Source organism: Exiguobacterium sp. s152 (assembly GCF_018618335.1).
GTDB lineage: Bacteria > Bacillota > Bacilli > Exiguobacteriales > Exiguobacteriaceae > Exiguobacterium > Exiguobacterium chiriqhucha.
The window spans coordinates 50,827-73,341 of the sequence record NZ_JACSLX010000006.1 but is presented as its reverse complement, the minus strand read 5'-3'; the positions used below and the strand labels follow the sequence as shown (position 1 = coordinate 73,341).

At 53.6% G+C, this 22,515-nt stretch carries 24 protein-coding genes, 1 pseudogene and 1 riboswitch; of the genes and pseudogenes, 2 read left to right on the top strand and 23 right to left on the bottom strand.

Annotated features, from left to right (window positions below; genetic code table 11):
• Positions 1–13: 13 nt before the first annotated feature.
• The 6 genes from KNP72_RS11535 to KNP72_RS11510 form a co-directional block, all read right to left on the bottom strand.
• Positions 14–979, bottom strand: coding sequence for an ABC transporter permease subunit (locus tag KNP72_RS11535; protein WP_021065942.1), 966 nt, complete (start codon positions 977–979; stop codon positions 14–16).
• Position 980: 1 nt separating this feature from the next.
• The gene (locus KNP72_RS11530; RefSeq protein ID WP_214719036.1) at positions 981–2,459 is read right to left on the bottom strand and encodes a sugar ABC transporter ATP-binding protein; all 1,479 of its coding nucleotides are present in this window, start codon (positions 2,457–2,459) and stop codon (positions 981–983) included.
• A gap of 11 nt (positions 2,460–2,470) precedes the next feature.
• Entirely contained in the window at positions 2,471–2,860 is a 390-nt protein-coding gene (rbsD, locus tag KNP72_RS11525; protein ID WP_214719034.1) for a D-ribose pyranase, read from the bottom strand.
• On the bottom strand, positions 2,860–3,744 hold the full coding sequence (rbsK, locus tag KNP72_RS11520; protein ID WP_214719032.1) for a ribokinase: 885 nt from the start codon (positions 3,742–3,744) through the stop codon (positions 2,860–2,862). The genes rbsD and rbsK overlap by 1 nt, the downstream gene beginning before the upstream one ends.
• Complete coding sequence (locus KNP72_RS11515) at positions 3,741–4,724, bottom strand: LacI family DNA-binding transcriptional regulator (RefSeq protein WP_214833399.1); 984 nt, start codon at positions 4,722–4,724, stop codon at positions 3,741–3,743. The genes rbsK and KNP72_RS11515 overlap by 4 nt, the downstream gene beginning before the upstream one ends.
• 101 nt (positions 4,725–4,825) lie before the next feature.
• A complete protein-coding gene (locus KNP72_RS11510; protein ID WP_214719029.1) occupies positions 4,826–5,377 on the bottom strand; it encodes a GNAT family N-acetyltransferase in 552 nt (183 codons plus the stop codon).
• 67 nt (positions 5,378–5,444) lie between these two features.
• Here KNP72_RS11510 and KNP72_RS11505 point away from each other — a divergent pair, with 67 nt between their 5' ends.
• Positions 5,445–5,891 (top strand): DUF4385 domain-containing protein, encoded by a 447-nt coding sequence (locus tag KNP72_RS11505; RefSeq protein WP_214833396.1) that lies wholly within the window; start codon positions 5,445–5,447, stop codon positions 5,889–5,891.
• Here KNP72_RS11505 and KNP72_RS11500 read toward each other — a convergent pair whose 3' ends face one another.
• The 3 genes from KNP72_RS11500 to KNP72_RS11490 all read right to left on the bottom strand — a co-directional run bounded on the left by KNP72_RS11500 (position 5,892) and on the right by KNP72_RS11490 (position 8,476).
• A complete protein-coding gene (locus KNP72_RS11500; protein WP_214719027.1) occupies positions 5,892–6,329 on the bottom strand; it encodes a GNAT family N-acetyltransferase in 438 nt (145 codons plus the stop codon).
• 87 nt (positions 6,330–6,416) lie between these two features.
• The gene (locus KNP72_RS11495; RefSeq protein WP_214719026.1) at positions 6,417–6,866 is read right to left on the bottom strand and encodes an OsmC family protein; all 450 of its coding nucleotides are present in this window, start codon (positions 6,864–6,866) and stop codon (positions 6,417–6,419) included.
• 44 nt (positions 6,867–6,910) lie between these two features.
• Complete coding sequence (locus KNP72_RS11490; protein WP_214719024.1) at positions 6,911–8,476, bottom strand: GGDEF domain-containing protein; 1,566 nt, start codon at positions 8,474–8,476, stop codon at positions 6,911–6,913.
• Between the two features lie 61 nt (positions 8,477–8,537).
• Between KNP72_RS11490 and KNP72_RS11485 the strand changes: the two are divergent.
• Positions 8,538–8,987 (top strand): annotated as a pseudogene (locus KNP72_RS11485) (RNA-guided endonuclease TnpB family protein); the annotation flags it as partial.
• Between the two features lie 71 nt (positions 8,988–9,058).
• On the opposite strand, the gene KNP72_RS11480 reads toward KNP72_RS11485, so the two are convergent.
• From KNP72_RS11480 to KNP72_RS11415, 14 genes are all read right to left on the bottom strand, one after another.
• Positions 9,059–9,694, bottom strand: a complete 636-nt coding sequence (locus tag KNP72_RS11480; RefSeq protein ID WP_214833392.1) for an SDR family oxidoreductase — start codon at positions 9,692–9,694, stop codon at positions 9,059–9,061.
• Positions 9,695–9,717: 23 nt separating this feature from the next.
• Positions 9,718–10,356: a thiamine phosphate synthase gene (thiE, locus tag KNP72_RS11475; RefSeq protein ID WP_214719014.1), complete on the bottom strand. Its 639-nt coding sequence runs from the start codon at positions 10,354–10,356 to the stop codon at positions 9,718–9,720.
• Positions 10,328–11,167, bottom strand: coding sequence for a bifunctional hydroxymethylpyrimidine kinase/phosphomethylpyrimidine kinase (gene thiD / locus KNP72_RS11470; protein WP_251128984.1), 840 nt, complete (start codon positions 11,165–11,167; stop codon positions 10,328–10,330). Before thiD ends, thiE begins: the two co-directional genes overlap by 29 nt.
• Entirely contained in the window at positions 11,164–11,952 is a 789-nt protein-coding gene (gene thiM / locus KNP72_RS11465; RefSeq protein WP_214719006.1) for a hydroxyethylthiazole kinase, read from the bottom strand. Before thiM ends, thiD begins: the two co-directional genes overlap by 4 nt.
• A complete protein-coding gene (tenA, locus tag KNP72_RS11460) occupies positions 11,949–12,623 on the bottom strand; it encodes a thiaminase II (protein ID WP_214719004.1) in 675 nt (224 codons plus the stop codon). The genes thiM and tenA overlap by 4 nt, the downstream gene beginning before the upstream one ends.
• Before the next feature lie 81 nt (positions 12,624–12,704).
• Positions 12,705–12,809: riboswitch (TPP riboswitch) on the bottom strand.
• Positions 12,810–12,870: 61 nt separating this feature from the next.
• Positions 12,871–14,319 (bottom strand): exopolysaccharide Pel transporter PelG, encoded by a 1,449-nt coding sequence (pelG, locus tag KNP72_RS11455; protein ID WP_021065927.1) that lies wholly within the window; start codon positions 14,317–14,319, stop codon positions 12,871–12,873.
• Complete coding sequence (gene pelF, locus KNP72_RS11450; protein WP_214833389.1) at positions 14,300–15,718, bottom strand: GT4 family glycosyltransferase PelF; 1,419 nt, start codon at positions 15,716–15,718, stop codon at positions 14,300–14,302. Before pelF ends, pelG begins: the two co-directional genes overlap by 20 nt.
• Positions 15,715–17,562: a DUF2194 domain-containing protein gene (locus KNP72_RS11445; RefSeq protein WP_214718990.1), complete on the bottom strand. Its 1,848-nt coding sequence runs from the start codon at positions 17,560–17,562 to the stop codon at positions 15,715–15,717. The genes pelF and KNP72_RS11445 overlap by 4 nt, the downstream gene beginning before the upstream one ends.
• Positions 17,544–18,482 carry a tetratricopeptide repeat protein gene (locus KNP72_RS11440; protein ID WP_214718986.1) on the bottom strand — a complete coding sequence of 313 codons (939 nt, stop codon included), beginning with the start codon at positions 18,480–18,482 and terminating at the stop codon, positions 17,544–17,546. Before KNP72_RS11440 ends, KNP72_RS11445 begins: the two co-directional genes overlap by 19 nt.
• A 4-nt stretch (positions 18,483–18,486) precedes the next feature.
• Positions 18,487–19,644 (bottom strand): GAF domain-containing protein, encoded by a 1,158-nt coding sequence (locus KNP72_RS11435; protein WP_214833386.1) that lies wholly within the window; start codon positions 19,642–19,644, stop codon positions 18,487–18,489.
• A gap of 172 nt (positions 19,645–19,816) precedes the next feature.
• Positions 19,817–20,644, bottom strand: a complete 828-nt coding sequence (locus KNP72_RS11430) for a glycoside hydrolase family 191 protein (RefSeq protein WP_214833384.1) — start codon at positions 20,642–20,644, stop codon at positions 19,817–19,819.
• 218 nt (positions 20,645–20,862) lie between these two features.
• Positions 20,863–21,015: a hypothetical protein gene (locus KNP72_RS11425; RefSeq protein ID WP_021065921.1), complete on the bottom strand. Its 153-nt coding sequence runs from the start codon at positions 21,013–21,015 to the stop codon at positions 20,863–20,865.
• 48 nt (positions 21,016–21,063) lie between these two features.
• Positions 21,064–21,903 (bottom strand): aminoglycoside 6-adenylyltransferase, encoded by an 840-nt coding sequence (locus KNP72_RS11420; RefSeq protein WP_214833381.1) that lies wholly within the window; start codon positions 21,901–21,903, stop codon positions 21,064–21,066.
• Entirely contained in the window at positions 21,900–22,502 is a 603-nt protein-coding gene (locus KNP72_RS11415; RefSeq protein ID WP_214833378.1) for a pentapeptide repeat-containing protein, read from the bottom strand. The genes KNP72_RS11420 and KNP72_RS11415 overlap by 4 nt, the downstream gene beginning before the upstream one ends.
• Positions 22,503–22,515 lie beyond the last annotated feature (13 nt).

The window sequence follows — 22,515 nt, the reverse complement described above, 5'->3', positions numbered from 1 at the left end:
CCCCTTTCGATGATTACGCGTTTTGTTTTCGATCGAGCAATACTGCGAATAAAATGACGGCCCCTTTGACGACGAGTTGGAAAAACGATGAGACGCCAAGAAGGTTCAAACCGTTGTTCAACGTGCCGATAATGAGCGCCCCAATCAGCGTCCCGACAATCCAGCCTCGTCCACCCGCAAGACTCGTTCCCCCGAGAACGACCGCTGCGATGGCGTCAAGTTCATAAGACGTCCCAGCCGTCGGTTGGGCCGAGTTGAGACGCGATGTCAAAATGATGCCGGCGAGTGCCGCCAACGTACCCGACAACGAGTAAATCAAGACTTTGACTTTGTTGACCCCGATGCCCATCAGTTTGGCAGCTTCCTCGTTACCGCCAATCGCGTACGTATGACGACCGAACGTCGTCTTTTTCAAAATGAAGTACAACACACCGAAAGCGATCAACATCGTCACAGCTGGCACCGGGATAATCCAGAAGTAACCGCGTCCGAGGAGTTCGAACCACGTCGAGTCGCCTAACCCGGTAATCGGACGGCCGTCCGTATAGACGAGCGTCAAACCCCGATAAATCGTCATCGTCGCGAGCGTCGCGATGAACGGTGCGACTTTCCCGTATGTGATGACGGCGCCGTTGAACGCACCGAGCACAGCACCGGCAATCAATCCGAGCGCGATCGCCATGACCGCGTGTTGCCCATCGACCATCATGCCGGCGACGAACGCCGAAGACAAGGCGAGAATCGAACCGACCGATAAGTCGATGCCGCCTGTCAAAATGACGAACGTCATCCCGAACGCAATCAAGGCGTTGATAGACACTTGGCGAAGGACGTTAAAGATGTTGTTCAACGAGAGAAAACCTGGTTCGAGCGCCGTCACCACAACGATGATGGCGAGCAATCCGAATAACGGTCCGAGCTTTTGTCCCCAACCAAGCTTTTGCGGCCGACCTAATGCAGTCGCAGCTTTCAATTCCATATCATTGTCCTCCTGTCGCATATGTCATGACTTTTTCTTGCGTCGCCTCGTCTTTGGCCAACGTTCCGGTGACGACACCTTCTCGCATGACGACAATCCGATCGCTCATCCCGAGTACCTCGGGTAAATCCGACGACACCATGATAATGGCGACGCCCGACTCGGCAAGCTCACTCATGATCGTGTAAATCTCTTTTTTCGCCCCGACATCGACACCACGCGTCGGTTCGTCGAGAATCAAGACGTCCGGCTCGGCGCCGAGCCATTTGCCGAGGACGATTTTTTGTTGGTTCCCACCCGAGAGTGACTTCACTTTCTGCTCCATCGAATGATGTTTGACGCGCAGCTTTTTCAAATAACCGTCCGCGAACTGTTCTTCCGCTTGCCGTGAGATGATGGTTCCCTTCGCTCGTTTATCGAGCGTCGGCAGCGATAAGTTCTCACGTAACGTGAAGTCGAGCAACAACCCTTCGCCTTTTCGGTCTTCCGTCAAGAAGGCGATGCCGTGTCGGATCGCGTCGGCCGGTTGCTTGATTCGGATTTCGGTTCCGTTCAGTTTGACGACGCCTGCTTTGGCCCGGTCGGCTCCGAATAAGGCACGCATCACTTCGGTGCGTCCAGCTCCCATGAGTCCCGAGAAACCGACGATTTCACCGGCTCGAACATCAAACGAGACATTGTGGAACCGGTTACCTATCAATCCATCGACTTCAAGTACGACGTCGCCAATCGTGGCGTTCCGATCCGGATAGCGTTCCCCAATCTCGCGCCCGACCATCTCTTTGACGATTTCTTCGAACGATGTCTCAGCGATACGGTGTGTCCCAATCGACACGCCGTCGCGGAGGACAGTGATGCGGTCGCACAGTTCAAAAATCTCTTCCATCCGGTGCGAGATATAGATAATCGACACGCCTTGGTCACGCAACGCCCGCGATACCGAGAACAGCGCTCGAATCTCGCGGTCGGTGAGTGCGGCGGTCGGTTCGTCCATGACGATGACTTTCGCATCCGTCATGAGCGCTTTGGCGATCTCGATCATCTGCTGTTGTCCGACAGATAATTGTTTGGCGAGCTGATCGACTTCCATGAACACGTTCAACTCGGCCAAATACTCCCGCGCCCGACGCTTCATCTCTTGCTGCTTGATGACACCGAACGGACCGGTCAATTCCCGTCCAAGGAACAAGTTTTCCATCACCGTCAGCTCCGGCAGTATGTTCAACTCTTGGTGAATAAACGCGATGCCCGCCCGTTCGGCTTCTTTCGGATGTTTGAACTGCCGGACGGCCCCATCGATGACGACTTCTCCTTCATCAAGCGGATGCAGCCCGGTCATCACTTTCATGAGCGTCGATTTGCCGGCCCCGTTTTCGCCCATCAACGCATGAATTTCGCCGGGTAACAATTCGAAGTCGACGCCTTTCAATACACTGACCGGACCGAACGATTTATGGATGCGCTTCAACTGGATGTGCATCGAACCCCTCCTTAAAAGATGACGCCGGCATGTAAAATGACGTTCGCATACGGAGTCGCTTCTCCTGTCCGGATGACGACTTTCGCTTGTTCGACCTCGCGTTTGAACGCTTCATGCGAACAAGTTTTCACCGTGTCAAATCGATCGGTCAACGCTTTGGCGATTGGCTCGTTCGCCGTGAACACCTCATCGGCTACGGTGATCTGTTCGATGACCATATCCGACTCGACCGCATCTAATACATCGAGGAACGACGGTTCACCGAGACGAAGCGCCAAATCGACTCGCGCCACGCCATTTGGAATCGGTAGTCCACAGTCCGCGATGACAACCGTGTCCGTATGACCCAAGTCCGCAAAGATTTTGGTCAAATGGCTATTCAAAATCCCATGTTTCTTCATCACACTCGCTCCAATCGTCTCATGACGTCGTTCCGGTTCGGCATGCCGCCTTGGGCTCCGAACCCTTCCACACTCAATCCTGAAGCGACGACGGCGAAGCGTACCGCTTCACGTAACTCGCTTCCTTCCATCAAGGCGGCCGCGAGGGCCCCGTTGAACGTGTCCCCCGCTCCCGTCGTATCGACGACATCGGCTCGGATGGCTGGAACGTGCTGAATCATCTCGCCATCAAAGAAGCGGACACCGTTGACCCCTTCGGTCACAATCAGTTTGTTCGGATAGCGGCGCAGCACCTCATCGAGCGGGATGTCTCCGAACAAGTCACGGCACTCGTGCTCGTTTGGCGTCACGTAGGTTACATGCTCGAGCAGTTCATCCGTGAGCGGTTGCGACGGAGCCGGATTTAACAACACCGGGATTTGACGGGCGCGACAGTACGCACTCACTTGTTCGACCGTTGCAATTGGAATCTCGAGTTGGAGCAAGACGAGTGTCTCGTCATCAATCAACTGTTCGAGCTCGGCTTCCGTGAAGACGACTTGTTTATTCGCCGATTGGACGACGACAATCGAGTTGTCACCTTCGGCGAGCACGATATGCGCCGTCCCGGTCACTTCGCCGTCAATCGTCCGCAGGTGTTGGGTCCCCACTTTATTCTGTTCAAAGTTTTGGCGGATACGCTGTCCGAATTCATCGGAACCGACACATCCGACCATCTCGACTCGTCCTCCGAGTCGAGCGGCGGCGACCGCTTGGTTGGCACCCTTTCCTCCGGGCACCGTCTGAAACGCCTGCCCGATGACGGTCTCTCCTGCCTGCGGACGTTTGTCTGTTGTGACCACTAAATCCATCGATACACTACCGATGACCACAATTCGCTTCATGTGTCATGCCCCTTTCGGATCGTCGTCTGTCGCTCCGTCAACGTGACGGGCAACAAGATTTCTTTCGTAACGGTATCTTTCTTCTCAATCAAGTCGAGGAGTCGCTCGGTCGCTCGGCGTCCCATCTCATAGATGGGTTGCGAGATTGTCGTGAGCGGCGGCGACGTCATCTCCCCGAGCTCTATGCCGTCGTAACCGATGACTTGTAAGTCTTCTGGCACACGCACATTCCGACGCACCGCTTCCTGCAACACCGCGGCCGCGATGACGTCATTGGCGGCGAACAATCCATCGAACGGCCAATGCTCATCAAACAGCGTTTGCGCCGCCGTGAGCGCTTCTTTGAACGTGAAACTCGAATGCGTCATGCCGACGAGACGATCTCCCGCGACGTCAAGGAACCCATCCGTCCGTCGCTTCACCGTCTGCAGCTGTTCCGGTCCGCCAATGTGAGCGAGCCTTGTCGCGCCACAATTCAACAGCGTCTCTGCCGCCAGCCGACCGCCTTCATATCCGTCTGAAATGACGGCATCAATGCCGGACTTGACGATTCGGTCGAGCGCGACCATCGGCACCTCTAACTTTTCATAGTTCGGATTGTCCGAGTGGTTCGTCGTGATGATTAGGCCGTCAACATGCATCGTCTGAAGCGCGACCAAGTACGACTGTTCTTTCGCCAGTTGCTCGTCCGTGTTGCACAAGACGACTTGATAGCCGTGCTGATTGGCCACGTCTTCGATCGCGCGGGCCAACTGCGGGAAGAACGGGTTCGTGATATCTGGCATAATCAATCCGATCAGCCCGGATGTTTTGGTGAATAACGAACGCGCGACCCGGTTCGGGGCGTAGTCGAGCTCGGCGATGGCCCGCTCGACGGCCTCCCTCGCCTCGGCGCTCACATAGCCGTTATTGTTCATGACACGGGACACGGTCGCGACAGAAACGTTCGCCCGTTTGGCCACTTGTTTGATTGTTGCCATCTCGACCCCCCCTTTTTTGGTAACGCTTACAAACACATCATAATGTGTAACCGGTTACATATCAAGTGTTAATTTTTCCGCACCAAAAAACGCCAAGCTCATCATTGAGCCCGGCGTTCCTCATACTCGTCTTTCGTCACAACGTAAATGAGGCTCTGCACCGTGCGCCCATCCAAGCGCGTCAACTGTTGGGATGTCGTGAAGACGTACGTGAAGCCCGTCTTTTCGACGACACGGCGCGACTGGTCGTTGAAGTCGAAATGTCCGCACCAGATGCGTTCGAGCTCGAGATCATCAAATCCGTGGCGCATCACTTCATGAACGGCCTCCGGGATGTACCCTTTCCCCCAGTGCTCCGGGCTGAGGACATACCCAATCTCGCGTTGGCGGTCATGCTGAATCTCAGGGTCCGGCCGGCGGTCGTGCAACCCGAGGCTGCCGATGACCTCACCTGTCTCTTTTAACGTGATGGCCCAGACGTCTTCGTCTTGTTGGAACAGCCGGATGACGTCACGCGTCTCCTCGACCGATTGGTGCGGCGCCCATCCGGCTTTTGGTCCGACCCGCTCGTCTTGCGCGTATCGAAACATCTGTTCAGCGTCCTCGAGTTGAAACGCCCGCAGCCGGAGCCGGTCTGTATCAAGTTGAATCATCATGTTCTTCCTTTCTGTCGTTTCCCTCGGATTCGTTACGGGAATGAATCCATGAGGAGGGATGACGATGCCGTTTGATTATGATTTAGATTTTGAAACGATTGATTTCCGCAAACAACCGGAGCTGTATCGGGTCGGACGAGGCGAACAAGGGGTCCTGCTCGTCGAACCGTATAAAAGTGAGATTCTCCCCCATTGGCGTTTCAAGACGCCGGAGATCGCCAAGCAGTCCGCCGATGAGATTATGGAGCTGTTCGAGGCGTATCGGGCCGCCGATGACTTCGTCGGGATGGATATGGCCCGCAAATTCATCCAGATGGGCTATACCCGGGCGAGACGTTACGCCAACTATAAAGGCGGACGAAAATATAAGGACGACGGCGACATCCACGACCGACAAATCGATGAAGAGAAGGCGGAATCGGCTCGCATCTTCAAGGAACGATGGGACCAGCTTCGGGCTGATGAGGACTATTTGAAACGAAAGAAAGCCCATCAGAAACAGTACGGATGATTATCGGGTCATGACGAGAAAACGGGTCGCTCCTTTTTCAAACGACGTGACCTGTTGAAACCCTAGCTGCTCATAGAGATGGATGGCCCGCTTGTTGAATGCGGCCACCGTCAATCGGAGCGGTTTGCCTTCGCGTGCTGCTTCTTGCATCACCAACCGGACGAACGGACGGCCATGTCCCCGACCTGTTCGCTCTGGGTGCATGCCGAGCCCGAGGTCGACGTATGTGTCATCGTAAACATATGTATCGTTCGGTACTTGTGCGTATCGGCCGAGACAGTAATAACCAATTAGCGTACCATCATGGACGGCTTGATACGCCATCAGTTCATCCATCCCTTCCGCTGAAGCTTCTTGGTTATAAAAATCATACGGCGACTCGTACGTCCACGCTTGAATCGCGCGGGCGTCTTGTCGTGTCATCGGGCGAATGTCCATGACAACCTCCTTTCTCACGTCTCCTCTTGTTCGTGCTCGCCGGCAAACATTCCTGTCTGTATAAAAAAAGGATGGGTCGCCCCGTCCTCACTTCCGTGTCCACGTCGCCGTGATGTCGACGTCGGCCGCATGCATTAAATTGTGAATCGGGCAACGAGCCTCGACGCCTTTTTGTAACGCCGCAATCCGTTCATCCGATTCGGTCGTGTCGAGGATGATATTGACGTGTACTTTCTCAAAATACGTCCGCACTCCTTCAACGCCTTGGAAGCCGCGCGGGTCGAGCGTTCCTTCGGTCACGAACGTCACCCCATCGTAATTGAAATCTTGATCTTGTGCGACGTAAGCGATCATGATTGTCGTGCACGACGATAGCGCTCCGAGTAAATATTCAAGCGGGTTCGGCCCGGCATCCGTCCCCCCTAGTCGTTCCGGCTCATCGACGATGAACGGTTCTAAATCACGTACGTGCACCGTCGTCTTCACACTTGTCGCTTCTCCTTCGGCGCGCATCGTCACCAATGGTTTTTCAGTCATCGCTTCTCCTCCTCCAAATGATGTCATTCTACTACTCGTTCCCGTTATTTCGGACCGTGTAACACCTCATCGTAGATGGCATAATCGTTTTTTCCTTGTTGCTTGATTTGATACATCGCTTGGTCCGCCTTATGGATCAGCGTGTCCAAATCGTTGCCTTGGGTTGGAGAGACGCTCACGCCGATGCTCGCTCGAATCGGGATTTTCTCACGGCCGAGACGGAACGGTCGCTCTTCCAGCAGCGATTGTAATCGTTCGACGAACGCGACGATGTCATCCGCCTCGACGTCTGTCACATACATATAAAACTCATCGCCGCCGACACGCGAGGCGAGACCCGTCTCCGGTGTCGCCAGCTCGAGCAAGACGCCGAGGTGGACGAGAAAATCATCGCCAACCTGGTGGCCGTACGTATCATTGATGCCTTTGAAGCCGTCGAGGTCGAGAATGACGAGCGCGAGCGTATCCGCTTGCAGCAACGCCTGATCGGCTTGTTCATAAAACGCGCGGCGGTTCGCGAGCTTCGTGAGCGGGTCGTGATAGGCGAAGAAGCGAATCGACTGCTCGGCCTCTTTGAACGTATGGACATCACGAATCAAAATCATCCCGTGAATCTTTTGGTCGATATAGACGAAATCGCCGTCGATGACGACGTACCGTTCTTGTCCCGATTTCGTCTGAATCTTCGTCTCGAACTCGAGGAACTTCTTTTGGGCTTTGAAGTGCTTGGTGTAGTGCTCGCACCACTCGTCTCGCTTCTTTTCCGGCAACAAGTCGACGAAGCGTTCATTGACGACACGAACGGTATGGAACAGTGTCCGCGCGGCCGGGTTCGCACTCTCGATGCGACCGGTGTCGTCGACGAGCAGGATGGCAGACGGATTCAAGTTATAGAGCGTGCCGTATCGTTTCGCGTAAGACGCGAGGAAGTCGAGCCGGTTCATCGCCACGACGAGCGCGACCGTCCAGACCAAGCCTCCGTACATATAGGCATACGGTGGCATGATTCCACGAAACTGGAAATAACCGAAGACGATGTCCCAGACGAGGACGACGACCGCCGTCCAAATGAGCATCCGGAGCACCAGTTGATGTTCGTGGCGATCTGCACGCTTCAAGGCATACATCAGCAACACGATAATCAAGAAATGAAACACGTTCCCGACCGTCATCGTCGTCAAATAGGACACGTTGAACTCCGGATATATCCAAGGACCGACTTGATCGAAGCGCTGACTGTTCAAGATGTTCTCTTGACGGATGAACGTCAACGCGACCGGGATGAGCGGCAAATAGATGACATACGGATATATCCATTTCGGCAGTTTCGCCCCGACTCCCGTCACTTTGACGATAAAGTGGACGGAACAGACGAAAATCAAAATGCCGGCATTGCCGAACCAGTACGTGACGAAGGCCGGGCTCGCGTCAATCGGCGACAGGTGCCGACCGAACTCGGCCAAGAACAGCATCGCGTAGCCGAATACGAATAGGCTGAGCAGTCGATGTTCGACTTGGCGCGGATTGCGGAGCAAGACATCTAGGGCCAGGTGGCTCAATAAGAATGCCGGCAATAAATACACGGCCATATAGAGAAATAATGTGGTCACGGATAGACCCCTTTCTTCAAACAAATCCATCTCTTACTTTCTCTATCGGTCGAAACGAATCCTTTCTCGAGTGTACGGACACATCCATACAAAAAGCGAGCGGAACCAAAGTCCACTCGCTGTCTTCATCTCGTTTATCAAAAATAGGATCGTCAAAAACCACGACGTCATCGGCATCGAGACCCTGCAGGTGAAACACATGCAGCAGGACCGCAAGCTCAGCAAAGCGATCTCCGATGTCAGTTGGTCGGAGTTCTTCCGCATGCTCGCATACAAGGCGGACTGGTACGGCAAAACCGTCGTCAAGGTCGGCAAGACGTTCGCCTCGAGCCAGCTCTGTTCGAGTTGCGGCCACCGACACAGAGACGTGAAGCATCTCGGTCTGCGTAAGTGGACATGCCCGGGTTGCGGGACGCACCACGACCGCGATGTGAATGCAGGACTGAACCTCAAACGAGAGGCCGAGCGCATCCTGGCCTCCACAACCGTCGGGACGACGGGGATAGCCTGATCAGGTTCCGGTCGTTCGACTGGATCACCCAGGAATCCTCCACCTCCAAGTGAAGCGTAGGTGGGGGTAGTTCAAAATGTGTCTTCGATTGCCGTATCGCCTGTGACGAGATCAATCGTTTGATTGTGGGCCGCGTCATGTCCGATGACGTGTGCCAAGAAGGCCGCAACGTCTGCGCGTGGGATTTCCCCCGTCTTGACGTCGCTCATCTTCACTTTGCCCGTTCCGGCATCATCTGTCAGCGCACCCGGGCGAACGATCGTGTACGTGAGCCCGCTCGCTTCAAGCAGACGGTCTGCATGGTGTTTCGCGACATAGTATGGTTTCATCTCTTCCGGCCATGCCGAACGATCTTCCGCCTTCAAGGCGCTGACCATGACGAACTGTTTTACATTCCCGTTCGCCTGAGCCGCCTCGACACTTTTCGCCGCGCCGTCAAGGTCGATTAACAGCGTCTTGTCGGCTCCGGTACTACCGCCTGAACCAGCCGCAAAGACGACCACGTCCATCCCAGACATCGCCTGTTCAAGTGACGACACGTCACCTTCGAGGTCGCCTAAAACGGCTTGATAGCCTTTCGATGTAAAGTCGTCGAGTTGCTCTTGTTTCCGCACCATCGCCGTGACTTGATGCTTCCCTTCCTCGTGCAATCGTTCGACGAGCTGTTTTCCAATCTGTCCATTCGCGCCTATTACAAATACGTTCATCTGTCTTCCTCCTCAAATTGAATTCAGAGACAAGCGAAACGCCGTGTGGCCATGGCCACATCCGGTGCAGAAGCGATAGCCGAGATGACGGCGACGCCGTCCGCCCCGTCGTTCCGAATCATCGAAACGTGTTCCGGTAAAATGCCGCCAATCCCCACGATTGGCAGCTCTCGATACAAGGCTCGAACTTGGCGGATGAGCACCGTCCCGTTCACTGCCCTGGCGTCTTCTTTCGAATTCGTCGGGTGGACCGGACCGATGCCCACATAATCCGCATGCTCGATGGCCGCCGCTACTTCTTCGAGCGTGTGCACCGAGACACCAAGCCATTTGTCCGGGCCGATTCGCTCACGAACGCGTGCGGCTTCGGCATCATCCTGTCCGATATGCACGCCGTCGGCATCGATGCGCTCTGCTAGGTCGACGTCATCATTGATGATGAACGGAACATCGTATGAGCGGCAGAGTGTTTGCAACGCTCTCGCCATCGCTTCTTTTTTATCCCCATACAGTGCATGTTTACCTTTTTCGCGAAATTGAAAACATGTCACGCCACATTGAAGTGCCGTTTCCACCGTCTGGAGCATGTCTTCCGCGTTTGCGGTTCCGCAAATAAAATAAAGCCGCAACTGCTCAGCGATGGTTCGTTGTGATGGATTCAAGCGTCACACCTGCCTCTCCATGTGTCGCATACGCCCAGTGATTCGTCGGTCCATGTCCGGCACCGATATCGAGTCCATGCGTGATCGCGCATTGGATGAACCGCTTGGCTGTAACCGTCGCCTCGAGGATGGAATGCCCTTTGGCCAGTTCCGCCGTGAGTGCTGCCGAAAACGTACAACCGGTTCCATGTGTGTCACTCGTCTGGATGCGCGGGGCCGACAAGAGGAACGTCTCTGACGCCGTCATGACCAAATCGTCCGCAGTTGCGCCATCGAGATGTCCGCCTTTTAAGATGACAGCACGGACACCATACGCTAACATCTGCTCTGCTGCTTTAATCCGGTCTTCAAACGTCCGAATCGTCATGCCCGTCAACACTTCCGCTTCCGGCACGTTCGGCGTGACGACGGTCGCGAGCGGCAAGAGGGATGTCTTGAGCGCCTGGACCGCCGAATCCTGAAGTAGCGAGGCCCCGCCTTTCGCAATCATGACCGGGTCAACGACGAGCCGATTGAATGTGTGACGCCGCACCCCATCAGCGACCACCTCGATGCGCGCCGCATCGAACAACATCCCGGTCTTGCACGCCGCAATCGTAAAGTCTGAACCGATTGCATCGAGTTGTTGCGTCACGAGTTCCGGTGACACCGCCTCGACCCCATGCACCCCACGTGTGTTTTGGGCCGTGACGGCCGTCAAAACACTCGTCCCGAACACACCGAGCTCTTGGAACGTCTTCAAATCAGCTTGAATGCCAGCGCCACCGCCCGAATCTGAACCGGCAATCGTCAATACTTGGGGCCGTATCATGACACCACCTCGATACGGTCACTCGGCAACTCGACCGCCGTCATCTTGCCAAGCTCATTCAAGAAGTGAACGGGGAAGTCACCCGGTCCGTCAGCCAAAGCGGTAGCGAGTTCGCCGCACCGGGCATAGCCGGCGAGCGCCGTCGCCGTGGCCGTAACCGCATCCCGTTCGACCGCAAGGAACGCACCGACGACCGCACTGAGTAAACAACCGGTCCCTGTCGTCCGGGCCATCGCGCCAGTACCGCCTTTAATTTCAATCGTCACGTCCCCGTCGCTGACGACATCCGTTTCTCCGGTCACGGCAACGACACAGGTATAGCGTCGTGCCGCCTCACGCGCGATTTGATTCAAATCGTCTCGCGTTTCACCGGCGTCCACACCGCGCGCCGCCGCGTCGAGACCAATCAATGTCGCGATTTCTCCGGCATTCCCACGAATGACCGTCACGCGGACATGTTGCAGAATCGCTTTGGCGACGTCGCGCCGGAATGAGGTCGCCCCGACCCCGACCGGATCGAAGACGACTGGACGACCCGCTTGATTCGCCGCCTGCCCGGCTCGAATCATCGTACGTTCCGTCATTGCATCGAGCGTGCCGATATTAAGCACGAGCGCATCGCTCACGGATGCCATCTCGGCCACTTCTTCGACCGCAGATGCCATGACCGGGGCCGCCCCGATGGCGAGCAGCCCGTTCGCTGAAAAGTTGGCGACGACGATATTCGTGATGTTGTGGATGAGTGGCCGTTCGGCTCTGACTTTGTCCCATAAGTCGCGCTTCATCGTGTTACCCCCGCCGGTAAATCCCACGACTCGAGCGTCCACGCCATCTCCCAAAACGCGTGTTCATAATAACAACTCTTCAAGAACAGCTGCTGATACCGGAATCGCTCTTCCGCGGTCGCCTGTCCGGCGAGCACGTCGAGCCGTTCAATCTGTTCCTCGACGAGGTCGCGGAACCATTCCGACCCGTACGTCGCAATCCACGTCGTATAAATCGGATGATCGGGTGTCGCGTCTTTCAATCGCTCCCCGATCTCATAATAGACCCAGTAGCAAGGCAAGATTGACGCGAGCACGTCGCCGAGCGTCGGCCCAGCCTGTTGCATATGCATCGCATAGGCGTAAGCCGTCGGGGCCGGTTCGAACGTCGCCCACTCCGCCTCCGTCACGTCGAGCAACGTGAAAAACTCACGATGCAGCGCATGCTCCGCTTCAATCGTGTGAAGGGCGTGCGTCAAAAAACGGCTCGCCACTTCCATATTCGGGGCGAGCGTCGCGCCTTTCGCCTGTACTTTCGAAAACTGATTCAAATAATACGAGTCTTGCATGACGTAATGCCGAAATTTCGCCTCGTCGAGTTCACCCGTTCCGAGTTCCCGGACGAACGGGTGATCAAAACTGGCTTGAAACAAAGCATCTGCCTCTTGTCGTAGATGTGCGGTGAATGTCATGTGTTCTCCTCCTTTGTGATTAAAAAAGACGCCGCCTCCCATAACGGAAGCGGCGTCGGATTTACACAAAGTGTACGAGAACAATCGGTTCGCCCACTTCCCTACGCTAGCGTGAACTAGATCAGGTTCAAAGGGTCTGGACCTCGTCCATCTCAGCCGCGTCACGCGACTCCCCTAGTGGTAAACATTATGAAATTCGGTCGTCTACGACCACATCATATCAGTCTTTCCCTGTACTGAAAACCCTTTATCGCGAAAAGCGCCGGTTCAACAACGTTCCCATTTGCGAGAACCGCTCGGTGCCGAGCTTGCGCCGGTTCGACGCGGCGAACACGTAATAATCGACTTTGCCCATGTAATAAATCAAACGCAGGCCGGCCAAGAAGAACGTGATCGTCGTACTGACGGCAAAGCCGACACCGTACCAATCGATGCCTCGCGGCAAGAGCAGTAACGTGAACAACGCGTTCAACGTGAAGAACGAGATGTTGACGAACAACGCCCCGCGCCGGTCCTCGAAATAGAGCAATAACAGCGTCAAGATGAGAATCATCGCATTCGCGAACGCCGCGAGCGTCGTCATCCGAAAGATTTGACCAATCTCATCCGGGACGCCGATCCAACTGACGAACGCGCCCGCCATCAGGATGGCGAACAGCGTCACGACGCCTTGGCTCCGCGCGAGTCGAATCAACTCATTTTTCAATACGGACGTCATCGTCTGTTTCGCCTTCTCGATTTGATGGAGTGCCCCGCCGTAGTTGATCAATCCATAAAACGTACGGTAGCGCTCATAAAATCGGGTCTCGACGGCGACGACGAACAACAGTTGCGTCGGGATAATCGTCAAGTACGACCAAAAGATGGCCGTATCATAATACGGGTTGAACAGGAACGAGTCCGCGATGATGACACGTCCTTCACCGAACCAGATGATGAAATTCGTGACCCAAATCCCGAGCACGTACAACACGCCGATGGCGAACAAGTCCGGATAGCGGTCGAAGTACTTGAAGTACGAGAACTCTTTCACCGCGTAACGGAGCGGGAACGTCCGGAGCATCGCGAAGAATAACCCGAACAACGTCACAATCATCCCGACCGTGAAACCGAGCAACAGCTCGAGACTCGACGGGTCGACCATGAGACGGCTGATCGCATAGACGCTCCCGACCGAGATGAGTCCACCGAGCAAGAAGCTATAGGCCACCGCTTGATAATACTTGGCGGCACTCAAGAACAAGAACATGACCCAGATGACGTTAATCGTCATAAATAAAACGAACAACGTCAGTTTGTACAGAAAATCGAGCGGCGACAATAGCCAAAAGATACTATACAGCAAGCCTGCGGCGAGAATCGTCACTTTGAGCATCCCGGTGAACACCGGAAAAATCTCATGCGCCTTTTTCTCATAAAACAAGTCCGCCACGTATCGTGTGACGACGAGCTGTTGAAAACTGAACAAGATTTGCGAGAAGATGAACGCGTACGAGACCGAGATCATGAAGAGCGTCCGTTCGGCGAGCGACAACGTCGGCATTTGGAATGCCAACCATTGAATCGTACCGACGACCAAGATGACGATCAACCACGGTCCGGACGTGACGAGACCGGAGAACGTGTACGCCTTCAGCCGGGACGAATAGTAGTCTTCTTGGAACAACTTCTGCAACTTAAACCCGATGCCCGCCATACTGTTCCCTCCTCGCTTCATAGATAGCCTTATAGCGGTCCACGACTTGTTGGAGACGATAATATTGGCGGACCCGCTCCCGTCCGTTCTTGCCGAACCGCATTCGTTCCTGCGGGTAATCCATCATCCATTCGACTTTGTCGGCGACCGCTTCCGGATGAACCGGCGGCACGATGAAACCGGCCGGACCGAACGGGTCATCCGCTCGTCCGTATAAAAGCTCGGAACAGGCGCCGACATCGGTGGCGACCCACGGAATCCCGGCGGCCATGCCTTCGAGAATCGCGAGCGGCTGCCCTTCCGAGATGCTCGTCAGGAGCAGTAAATCAAAGGTCGGCAAATACGTTTGGACGTCCACTTTCCCGGCCAGTTCGACATAATCGCTCAATCCGCTCTGTTCGATGAGCAGACGGCACTCTTCCGCATATTCTTCATCCTCATTGAGTGGACCCATGATCGTCAGTTTGAACAGACGATGCCGCTCCTGCAAAATCTTGGCGGCATAAATCATCGTCTTCAAGTCTTTGATTGGGACGAGGCGGACGATGGCACCGATTTGAAACAGGTCGTGCTCCGGACGATCGACCGTCGCCTGGATTTGTCGATCGGCAATCCCGTTGGCGATAATTTTCGTCTTCTCGCTCGGGGCGCCGATCCATTCCTGATATTCGCGATTCCGCTCGAACAAGGTGATAATCTCATCGGCCGCGTTATACGCCTCCCGGGACAAATGGTGGAAGAAACGGACCCATCTCGGTTTATACGGCGCCGGAATCCAATACGACTGTAAAATCTCTTCCTCGCGTTCACGGGAATAGATGCCATGCTCGGTCAAGATGAACGGGATCCCTTGCGTCTCTTTCATGTAGGAAGCGACTACCCCGGCATAACCCGTCGATACGGAATGGACGAGATCGACTTTCGGGAGCGGCTGATGGAGCACCCGCAAAATCGGGGTGTACATGCTTTGCCACATCCAGAAATAGTCGATGAACGAGCCGCCGTTCATCTCTTCGGCGTAGGCGGCCTTGACGTTGCGCCAAAAGAACTCGCTCGCGAAAAACGTCTCGCTCGAAGGCACTTCTTTCCCGAGTAGTCGCAGCGCTTGTCGGTTCGGGCTTCTCAACATGAGCCAGTCCGACACGTTCTGTTCGTCGTCGGCACCCCACTTCAATCGTCCCTTCGCTCGCTCCCCCACGTCGTTCAAATACAGATGGGTGATGCCGGAGACGTTCGGGGGAAACTCGTATTTCATATCTTCCGGTCGTTTCTCGGTCGGTTGAATTGAAATGATTTCAAACGACACCTCGGGCATCTCCTCGATCAACGTCTGCGTCCAGCTTGAGACGCCTCCGCTCACATACGGATAACTGCCCTCTAAGACAAGTCCGATTTTCATTGCGCTTCCCCCTTGATGGCGATTTCAGCATTCGCCGCTGACAGTTTGACGAGATAGAGAGGTCGGTCGGCCTCCCACTGTTCGACCGTCCCGAAGTCAAATTTCCCTGTCTCGAGTGATTGGCCCGGTTTCAGGCGAATCGTGAAATGAGACGGATTGATGAGTCCTTCCCCGGCCAAATAGACCGTCGACTCATCGAACGTGACGTTCAAATCAGCTTGTTGGTAGGTGATCATCTTCTCGGTCGCATAATGTTGCGTATACGCCTCGAGATGCGGATATTGGTCTCTCACGTCATGGACGATTTTACGCAGGCTTGTGAACATCGTATCCCAGTCCCGCCCGAAGGCCCGGTCTGGATCGATGACATCATCCGGGTGAATGAAGTGTGAAAACACGCCGAAGTTGGCGATTGCATCGACCATCTGGAAAATCGAGCCGCGCTCTTCCCCGTAATCGCTCGTCACGCGCGGGAAATGATAGAGGTTCGGGTGTGTCGCATCAAACTCGAACTCTTGCACGAAGTCTCCATTCTCGGGTTCCCCGGTGTAAAGGGAGGCAATCGTGCGAAGGTTAGGTAACGCCTCTGCGATTGCATCGACACCAGTCCGGTTGAGCGCATTCGATGGCGGGACGTATGACTTAAGCGTCTCGGCCGGGAAATAGTTCGCGAACACCGATTCAGCCTGCAATAACGACCGCTTCATCTCTTCTTTATCTTTCCACGGGATATAGCCATATGTCGGATCAATCGGTTCATCGGCCGTGACGAGCGATTGGTGATTATAACCATGTAACCCGATTTCTCCGCCGTGGGCAATCAGTTTACGTCCAAAATACAGCATCGGAAACTCACCGCGCTTAATCAACTGTTCGTCAACCAGTTCCATTTCTTCCTCATACGTTCCAATCATCGCACCTGTATAAATCACATCGTCGTCTTTCGCTAAATCGACCATGTCTTCCCACCAATTCTCGGCGAAGAAGTCTTTGACCGATTTATCGAGTGGTGTGGCGGAGACATCTTTCATCTTCCCGTCCATGACCGGCGCCGGGAAATCATCGATATACATGAGTTTGATAGCCGCTTGTGCCGTGACGAACGCCGGGGGCATCGTGCCAAGTGTCTGCACGAACAAGCCGCGAATCATCTTTTGGTTCGTGATTGTCGTATTCCAATACAGGACGTTCCCTTCACCAACACGGTATTCCCAAAGGATTGGGAAACCTTCGGCTGACAACATGACGTTGGCGTCATCTGCGACCGCAAAGTCGACGACGCTATGAACGAACAGGTCGTCCGGCGGATTCAAGTCGACATAGCCCGGGAAAATCGTCTCCTCGAAATTCAAGCCATATACGTCCGGCACATACTCACCAATTTCTTCAATCCCGGTCAACGCGTTCCACGCGGGGTCTTTGAACCGGTTCGCGAAGACAAGGTTGCCGCCCTGTTCGACGTAACGCTTCATCGCGACGAACGGCCATCTCGATGAATCTTCTCCGGTAAAAATGATAATCGTATACGGAGAAGGCGCAATCGATCCGACGGCACCAGGGCTGACATCGCGTACGTCGAGCTTCGCGTACTGTAAGCCGTGACGCAGATTGTCCGCCGTCTCGACCGCCAAATCCCCTTCATCCCGGACGAGATAAATTTGAAGTTGATGTTCGCCTGCTTTCGCTGACGCATCACTCTTCAATTGATCGATATTCATCTGCTGCTCGGCAACGTTCGGCAGTAGTGTGTGCAGCGAATGAATCCGTAAGTATTGAATCGCACCGACGATGACTAGAAATAAGACGATGAAGAGCGAGAATGAGATTACAGTTCGTTTTTCCATGATGTCGTGTCACTCCATTCTTCAAACAACAGTCGGTACTCATACGGCACATCGTCGAGCGTGAACTGGGTCTGCATCATAAACATGACCGCCTTCACTTCGTTCCAACGCTCCCGCTCATAATAGAAGTTGATGAGCATAAGATGGGCCTCGATTCGTTCCGGGAAATGGTGGACGTACTCCTTCAGGATGTTCAATTGCTCTTTTGGATGCTGTAACGTGAGATAAATCTCGTTCAAGTCTTCATAAATCCATGGCGTCGGGGGATAGAGCGTCTTCGCTTTTAACAATTCTTCGAGCCATGCGGTCTGCTTGTCCTTCAACATGACCTCGGTGATGAGCTCGCTATGAATCATCCGTTTATAGATTGTCGCGAGCCGTTGAATCGTGTCGGGATTCCCCAAATCATATTCGCGTTTCGCCAATTTCAGTTCTTGTTCATACTGGTCGATTAAGATATTCATCGTCGCCGCCGCATAATGGACGGTCTCGCTGTCCGTACTCTCGAGACCCATCTGCAAATACTTCCCTTGCTGGTCGATCGACTGATTGACGTGCGTCAAAATCGAATGTTTCCGGATGGCCGGATCTTTGGAATTGATGGCATCGTTGAGCGGCAACAAGTGCGTGCTGCTGTTCGCTTCATGACGAATCTGTTCATAGTTGACGACTTTGAAATCGATATAGTCGTCATAGTCTTCAATCAGACCGCTCCGGCCAAAGCGCTCGGCCAAACGATACACCGCATAGACGGCAAGTTCAGCCACAAACGGCAGGAACAGTCCGAAACTGAGTGCCGCCACCGCGACCCCATAGTCCGGTGCTTTCATCTTTCGTTTCAATGTGATTAACAAGACGAAGGCTAGCATAGCGTGAACGACATAAATCCCAATCAATCCGAGACGAACCGTCAGCTCCATACCGTCACACTCCCTTCTGGATCAAAATCCCTTCGATCCGATCATAAATCTGTTGACGGTGTTCTTCGCTCGTCCCAGGAAGTAAGAGCAACAGTTTGTTGTCTTCGGGATCGTAGCCGACGACGTCGATTTCCCGTAAATACGAGTGGACGATGGCCTCGATACTCTCGAGCGAGACCGGTTCATAGCCGAGCGCATAATCGAGCACGATATACGGCTGTCCGTGGTGAAGTTTCTTTTGTTCTTGAATGGCGACAAGTTCCGTGAACGCCTCTTTTTTATAGAACGAGGTGCCTTTATGCATTTTCTCGTGCTGCTCTTTGCGAATCAGATTTTCGGCGTTTTGGACGCGCGTCCCGATCCACGAGAACAAGATATTCAAGACGTGCAAGTCATCGGTCGTCAATTTGCGGAGCGGCAAGCGTTTGATGACGACAACTTCACGTGTCTGTCCGTCCACGACGATCGGCGCGAGCACCATCGGGTCTGTGTCTTCATCATCGAGTTGACGGAGTGTCGTCTCTTGGACTTGGAAGAACCGTTTGAACATGCTTGACGCCTCGTCGAGGAAAATTGTTTGCGGGAACTCTTTCTTTTCGGTTTGCCGAATCAAGAGACGCATCGATTTTTGTGAGCGATCGACGTGGTAAATGGCGACATCGCTAGCTAAAAACGTCTTTTTCAACAGGCGAATCGTTTCGCTTCGAATCAGTTCCGGGTGCGGCAAGTCGAGCGATACGGCAAGTTCATACAATTGGTTCAAGCTGTATTCGGATTGAAGTAGTTTTTGACGAAGTGTCGTTTGCGAAGTGTTGAGTAAATCGACGGTTTCTTTCAAATACGTGTTCTCATCTTTCAGTTCCTCATTGCGGAACTGACTGATTTCATAACGCTCTCGAAATGAGGTGCTGAACAACCCGACGATGACGGTGATGGCGAAGTAGTAAAACAGTGTAAGAAGTGAGTTTGTATCGTAGAACAAGAGGAAGATGTCCCCTCCCATTAAGCCGGTATATAACACCTTATAGAGGAGCAAGATGCCAAAACTGATTAAGCCGAAAATGGTGCCGTATCGTAAGGCGAATAAGATGGCGGCCGCATAAAACATGTTCAACTCATTTTGAATAGTGCCCAGATTAAAGAATAGATCGATTCCAATCAACAGCGCGAACACGACAAGAATTTCAACCCACTTTAGCCACGGACGGTCTTGAGCGTATAAAATGATAATCCCCTCCTCGCGATTGGTTCATCTGTACCAGTTTAGCAGCTAGCCAGTCGAACTTAAGTAACGGATCACGGCATCTTTTATTTCTTCATACCCTAATCAACACCTAAAAATCCCACGTATTGTAATACGTTGGTTCATGATAATGTATAAAGCCGTTCGCTTCGGCCAAATCACGACTCGTCGCCTCTTCTTGATCGGACACGGTGAGGACGGCAATTCCATACTCATCTTGAATCACGTTCATCCGGTCGAGCATCTCCATCGACCACGAATCAGACGTGATTTTGGTGTAGTTGAAGCCTTCCCACATGAAGCCTTCCACATATGGGGCACTCGTCCGTTCGAGCGTCTCGATGCCCCAATTTTGAACGACCGGGACGCCGGGATACGTACGCTCAATCGCCTGTAAGAATTTCTCGAGCCCAGCCAACTGTTCTGCTAAGTCTTCTGGATAATCCAAATGGACGTCATCGATGTCCCCGACCGTATCAAGGAAAATACCATCCAAATGTTTGTTGATGACTTGTTTTTGAATCTCGCGGATTAAAATTTTACGGAAGTCGGCCGAACTGATATCGGTCAAATACGAGTCCCATTTCGGAAAGTAAATCCGTTCCCCGTCCCGATAAAAGTAGTCATCCTTGTCCATTTGGCCGATCAGCGCTCGATTCCACGAATCTGCCTCCATTACATTGATATACCCGAACACTTTCGTCCCGTTCGATCGGATTGTCTCAATCTGTTCCGGTGTATACCAAATCGGTTCGATGATGACGAGGTCGTAGCGGGCCATATCCTCGATAATCGCCTCGGTCGGCATATTGTAGAAAATCTTGTAAGAGTGAATCTCATCAAAATTAAACGGCCCCCTTGTCGTACATCCTCCTAAACAGAAGATGAGCAATAAGCCGGTAAGCCATAATCGTCGCACGAGGACACCTCCTTGATGAGCAAATCTGTCTTGGTGTGAATCGGTCCGTTTGACGTTGAACGACGAGTAGATACACTCATCGTTTTTAGAAGGGAAAAATTGGATTTAGGTCATTGTATTCAGAGTTGCCCGGTTCTGGTCCAATCTAAACGTATCGCGTTCGATTCCGTTCAATACAAAAATCGCTATAAAAAAAGAAGACTGATGAAAACAGTCTTCTAACGTCCAGTAATGAGCAAATATAAGTTGAAGGCCACGAGTCCAAGCGGAAATAAGGCCACGACAACAATCGGCCATTTCTTCGTCCGGATGCCGACAAATAGTAGTAAACTCCCTACTAGGAGCGCGATGAACGTCGTATACGGATTCAAGCGTCATTCCCCCTTCTATAGAGGGGCTTTTCCCGACTCGACCTAAACTTAACCGTGTGAACCCCAAAGCGTCGAAAAAGCGTCACGAATTCGATGCGCTTCCTCTGCACGAAAAGGATACCCCGCCCGCTCGGCGACCCGTCTGCTCGTGCATTCAAACTGCTCGACCAACACTTTATGGGCCGCCTCGAGGGAAGTCGTCTCGATTGCCGGAAATGTATGAAGATAGCTGTCCCACCTTGCCGCATCCACGTACGGGGTCAGACCGTCACCGGCCTTCCCCGCGTTCACGGTGAAGTCCATCGTAAAACCGACTTCCCACGACAGCATCTGACGGAGCATCGCCCTCATGATTGTGACATGGTCGTACGCGTATAATAACTGCCCCCGCTTGATTCCTTTGACGACGTAAAGCGATACCCACCAAAACTCGTTCCAGCACTGCTCATAGTCGAATCGGCTCGGTCGTTTGATACGGTACGTGTCATCAGATGGAATCGGTTGACCGGCAATTCCATCTTTATCGACGAGGACGAGACTGAGTGAGTCAGCGTGAATCGCTTCCTGCACGTCACGCAGCGGGCGAACGGTCAAATCGACGCGATGACCGGCTGCAAACTGGACGAGAAACGCAAAACGCTCATATTTGTCGCCTCCCGGCACCTCGTCCGGCGTCTGCATAATCAAGACGTCCCCGAGCGGCAACATCCAAGAACGGTCCTCGATGAACGTGGTCACGTCTTCGACGAAACAAGTGACATCGACGTCTTGAAAACGGTCTAGTTTTACGTGCGGATTGACGAGCGACCCGTTCAAGACGAGGACGCGGACGTCTTCCCGCTCCGCGGCCATGGCCGTCAAGTGCTCGAGCACTTGCTCATTGGTCATATGACGTTCGCCCCGAGCGAGCGGGCGATTTGGACGGCCTGTATCACGTCAATCGTCGCTTGTTTCAGGATGACGTCCGAGAAATCGACCCCGTCCATCTCGGCCCCTACAAAATCGGCACCGGTGCAATCGGCATGCTGCAAGACGGCGCGGGACAAGACGGCGTTCGTCCAGCGTGATTCTTTCAAATCCGCACCGTATAAATCGGCCTCGGTCAACCGGACACCGGACCAATCCATCTTCCGGAGCGGAGCGTGACGCAGATTGACGAACGACCAATCCCCCTCACGTACGACGACCCCTTCAAACATGCATGACTCAAATGACGAACCCGTCATCTTGCACTGATCGAACTCGCTCAAAAACAGATTCGCCCCATTGAACTGACAGTTCAAGAACGAGCTGCCGCTGTGGCGTGAGGCGTTCCACTTCGAATCAGTGAAGTCACAGTTGATGAAACGGCACTGTTCGGTCTCGAACTCGGTCGCATCGATATAGGTGAAGCGACAGTTTTCGAACGTCGTCTGCGTGAGTTGAACGTCACGGAGCGTCTCGTCGCGGAAGTCCTCGCCTTTATAACTCTCATTTGATTGAAACATGACCTGCCTCCTT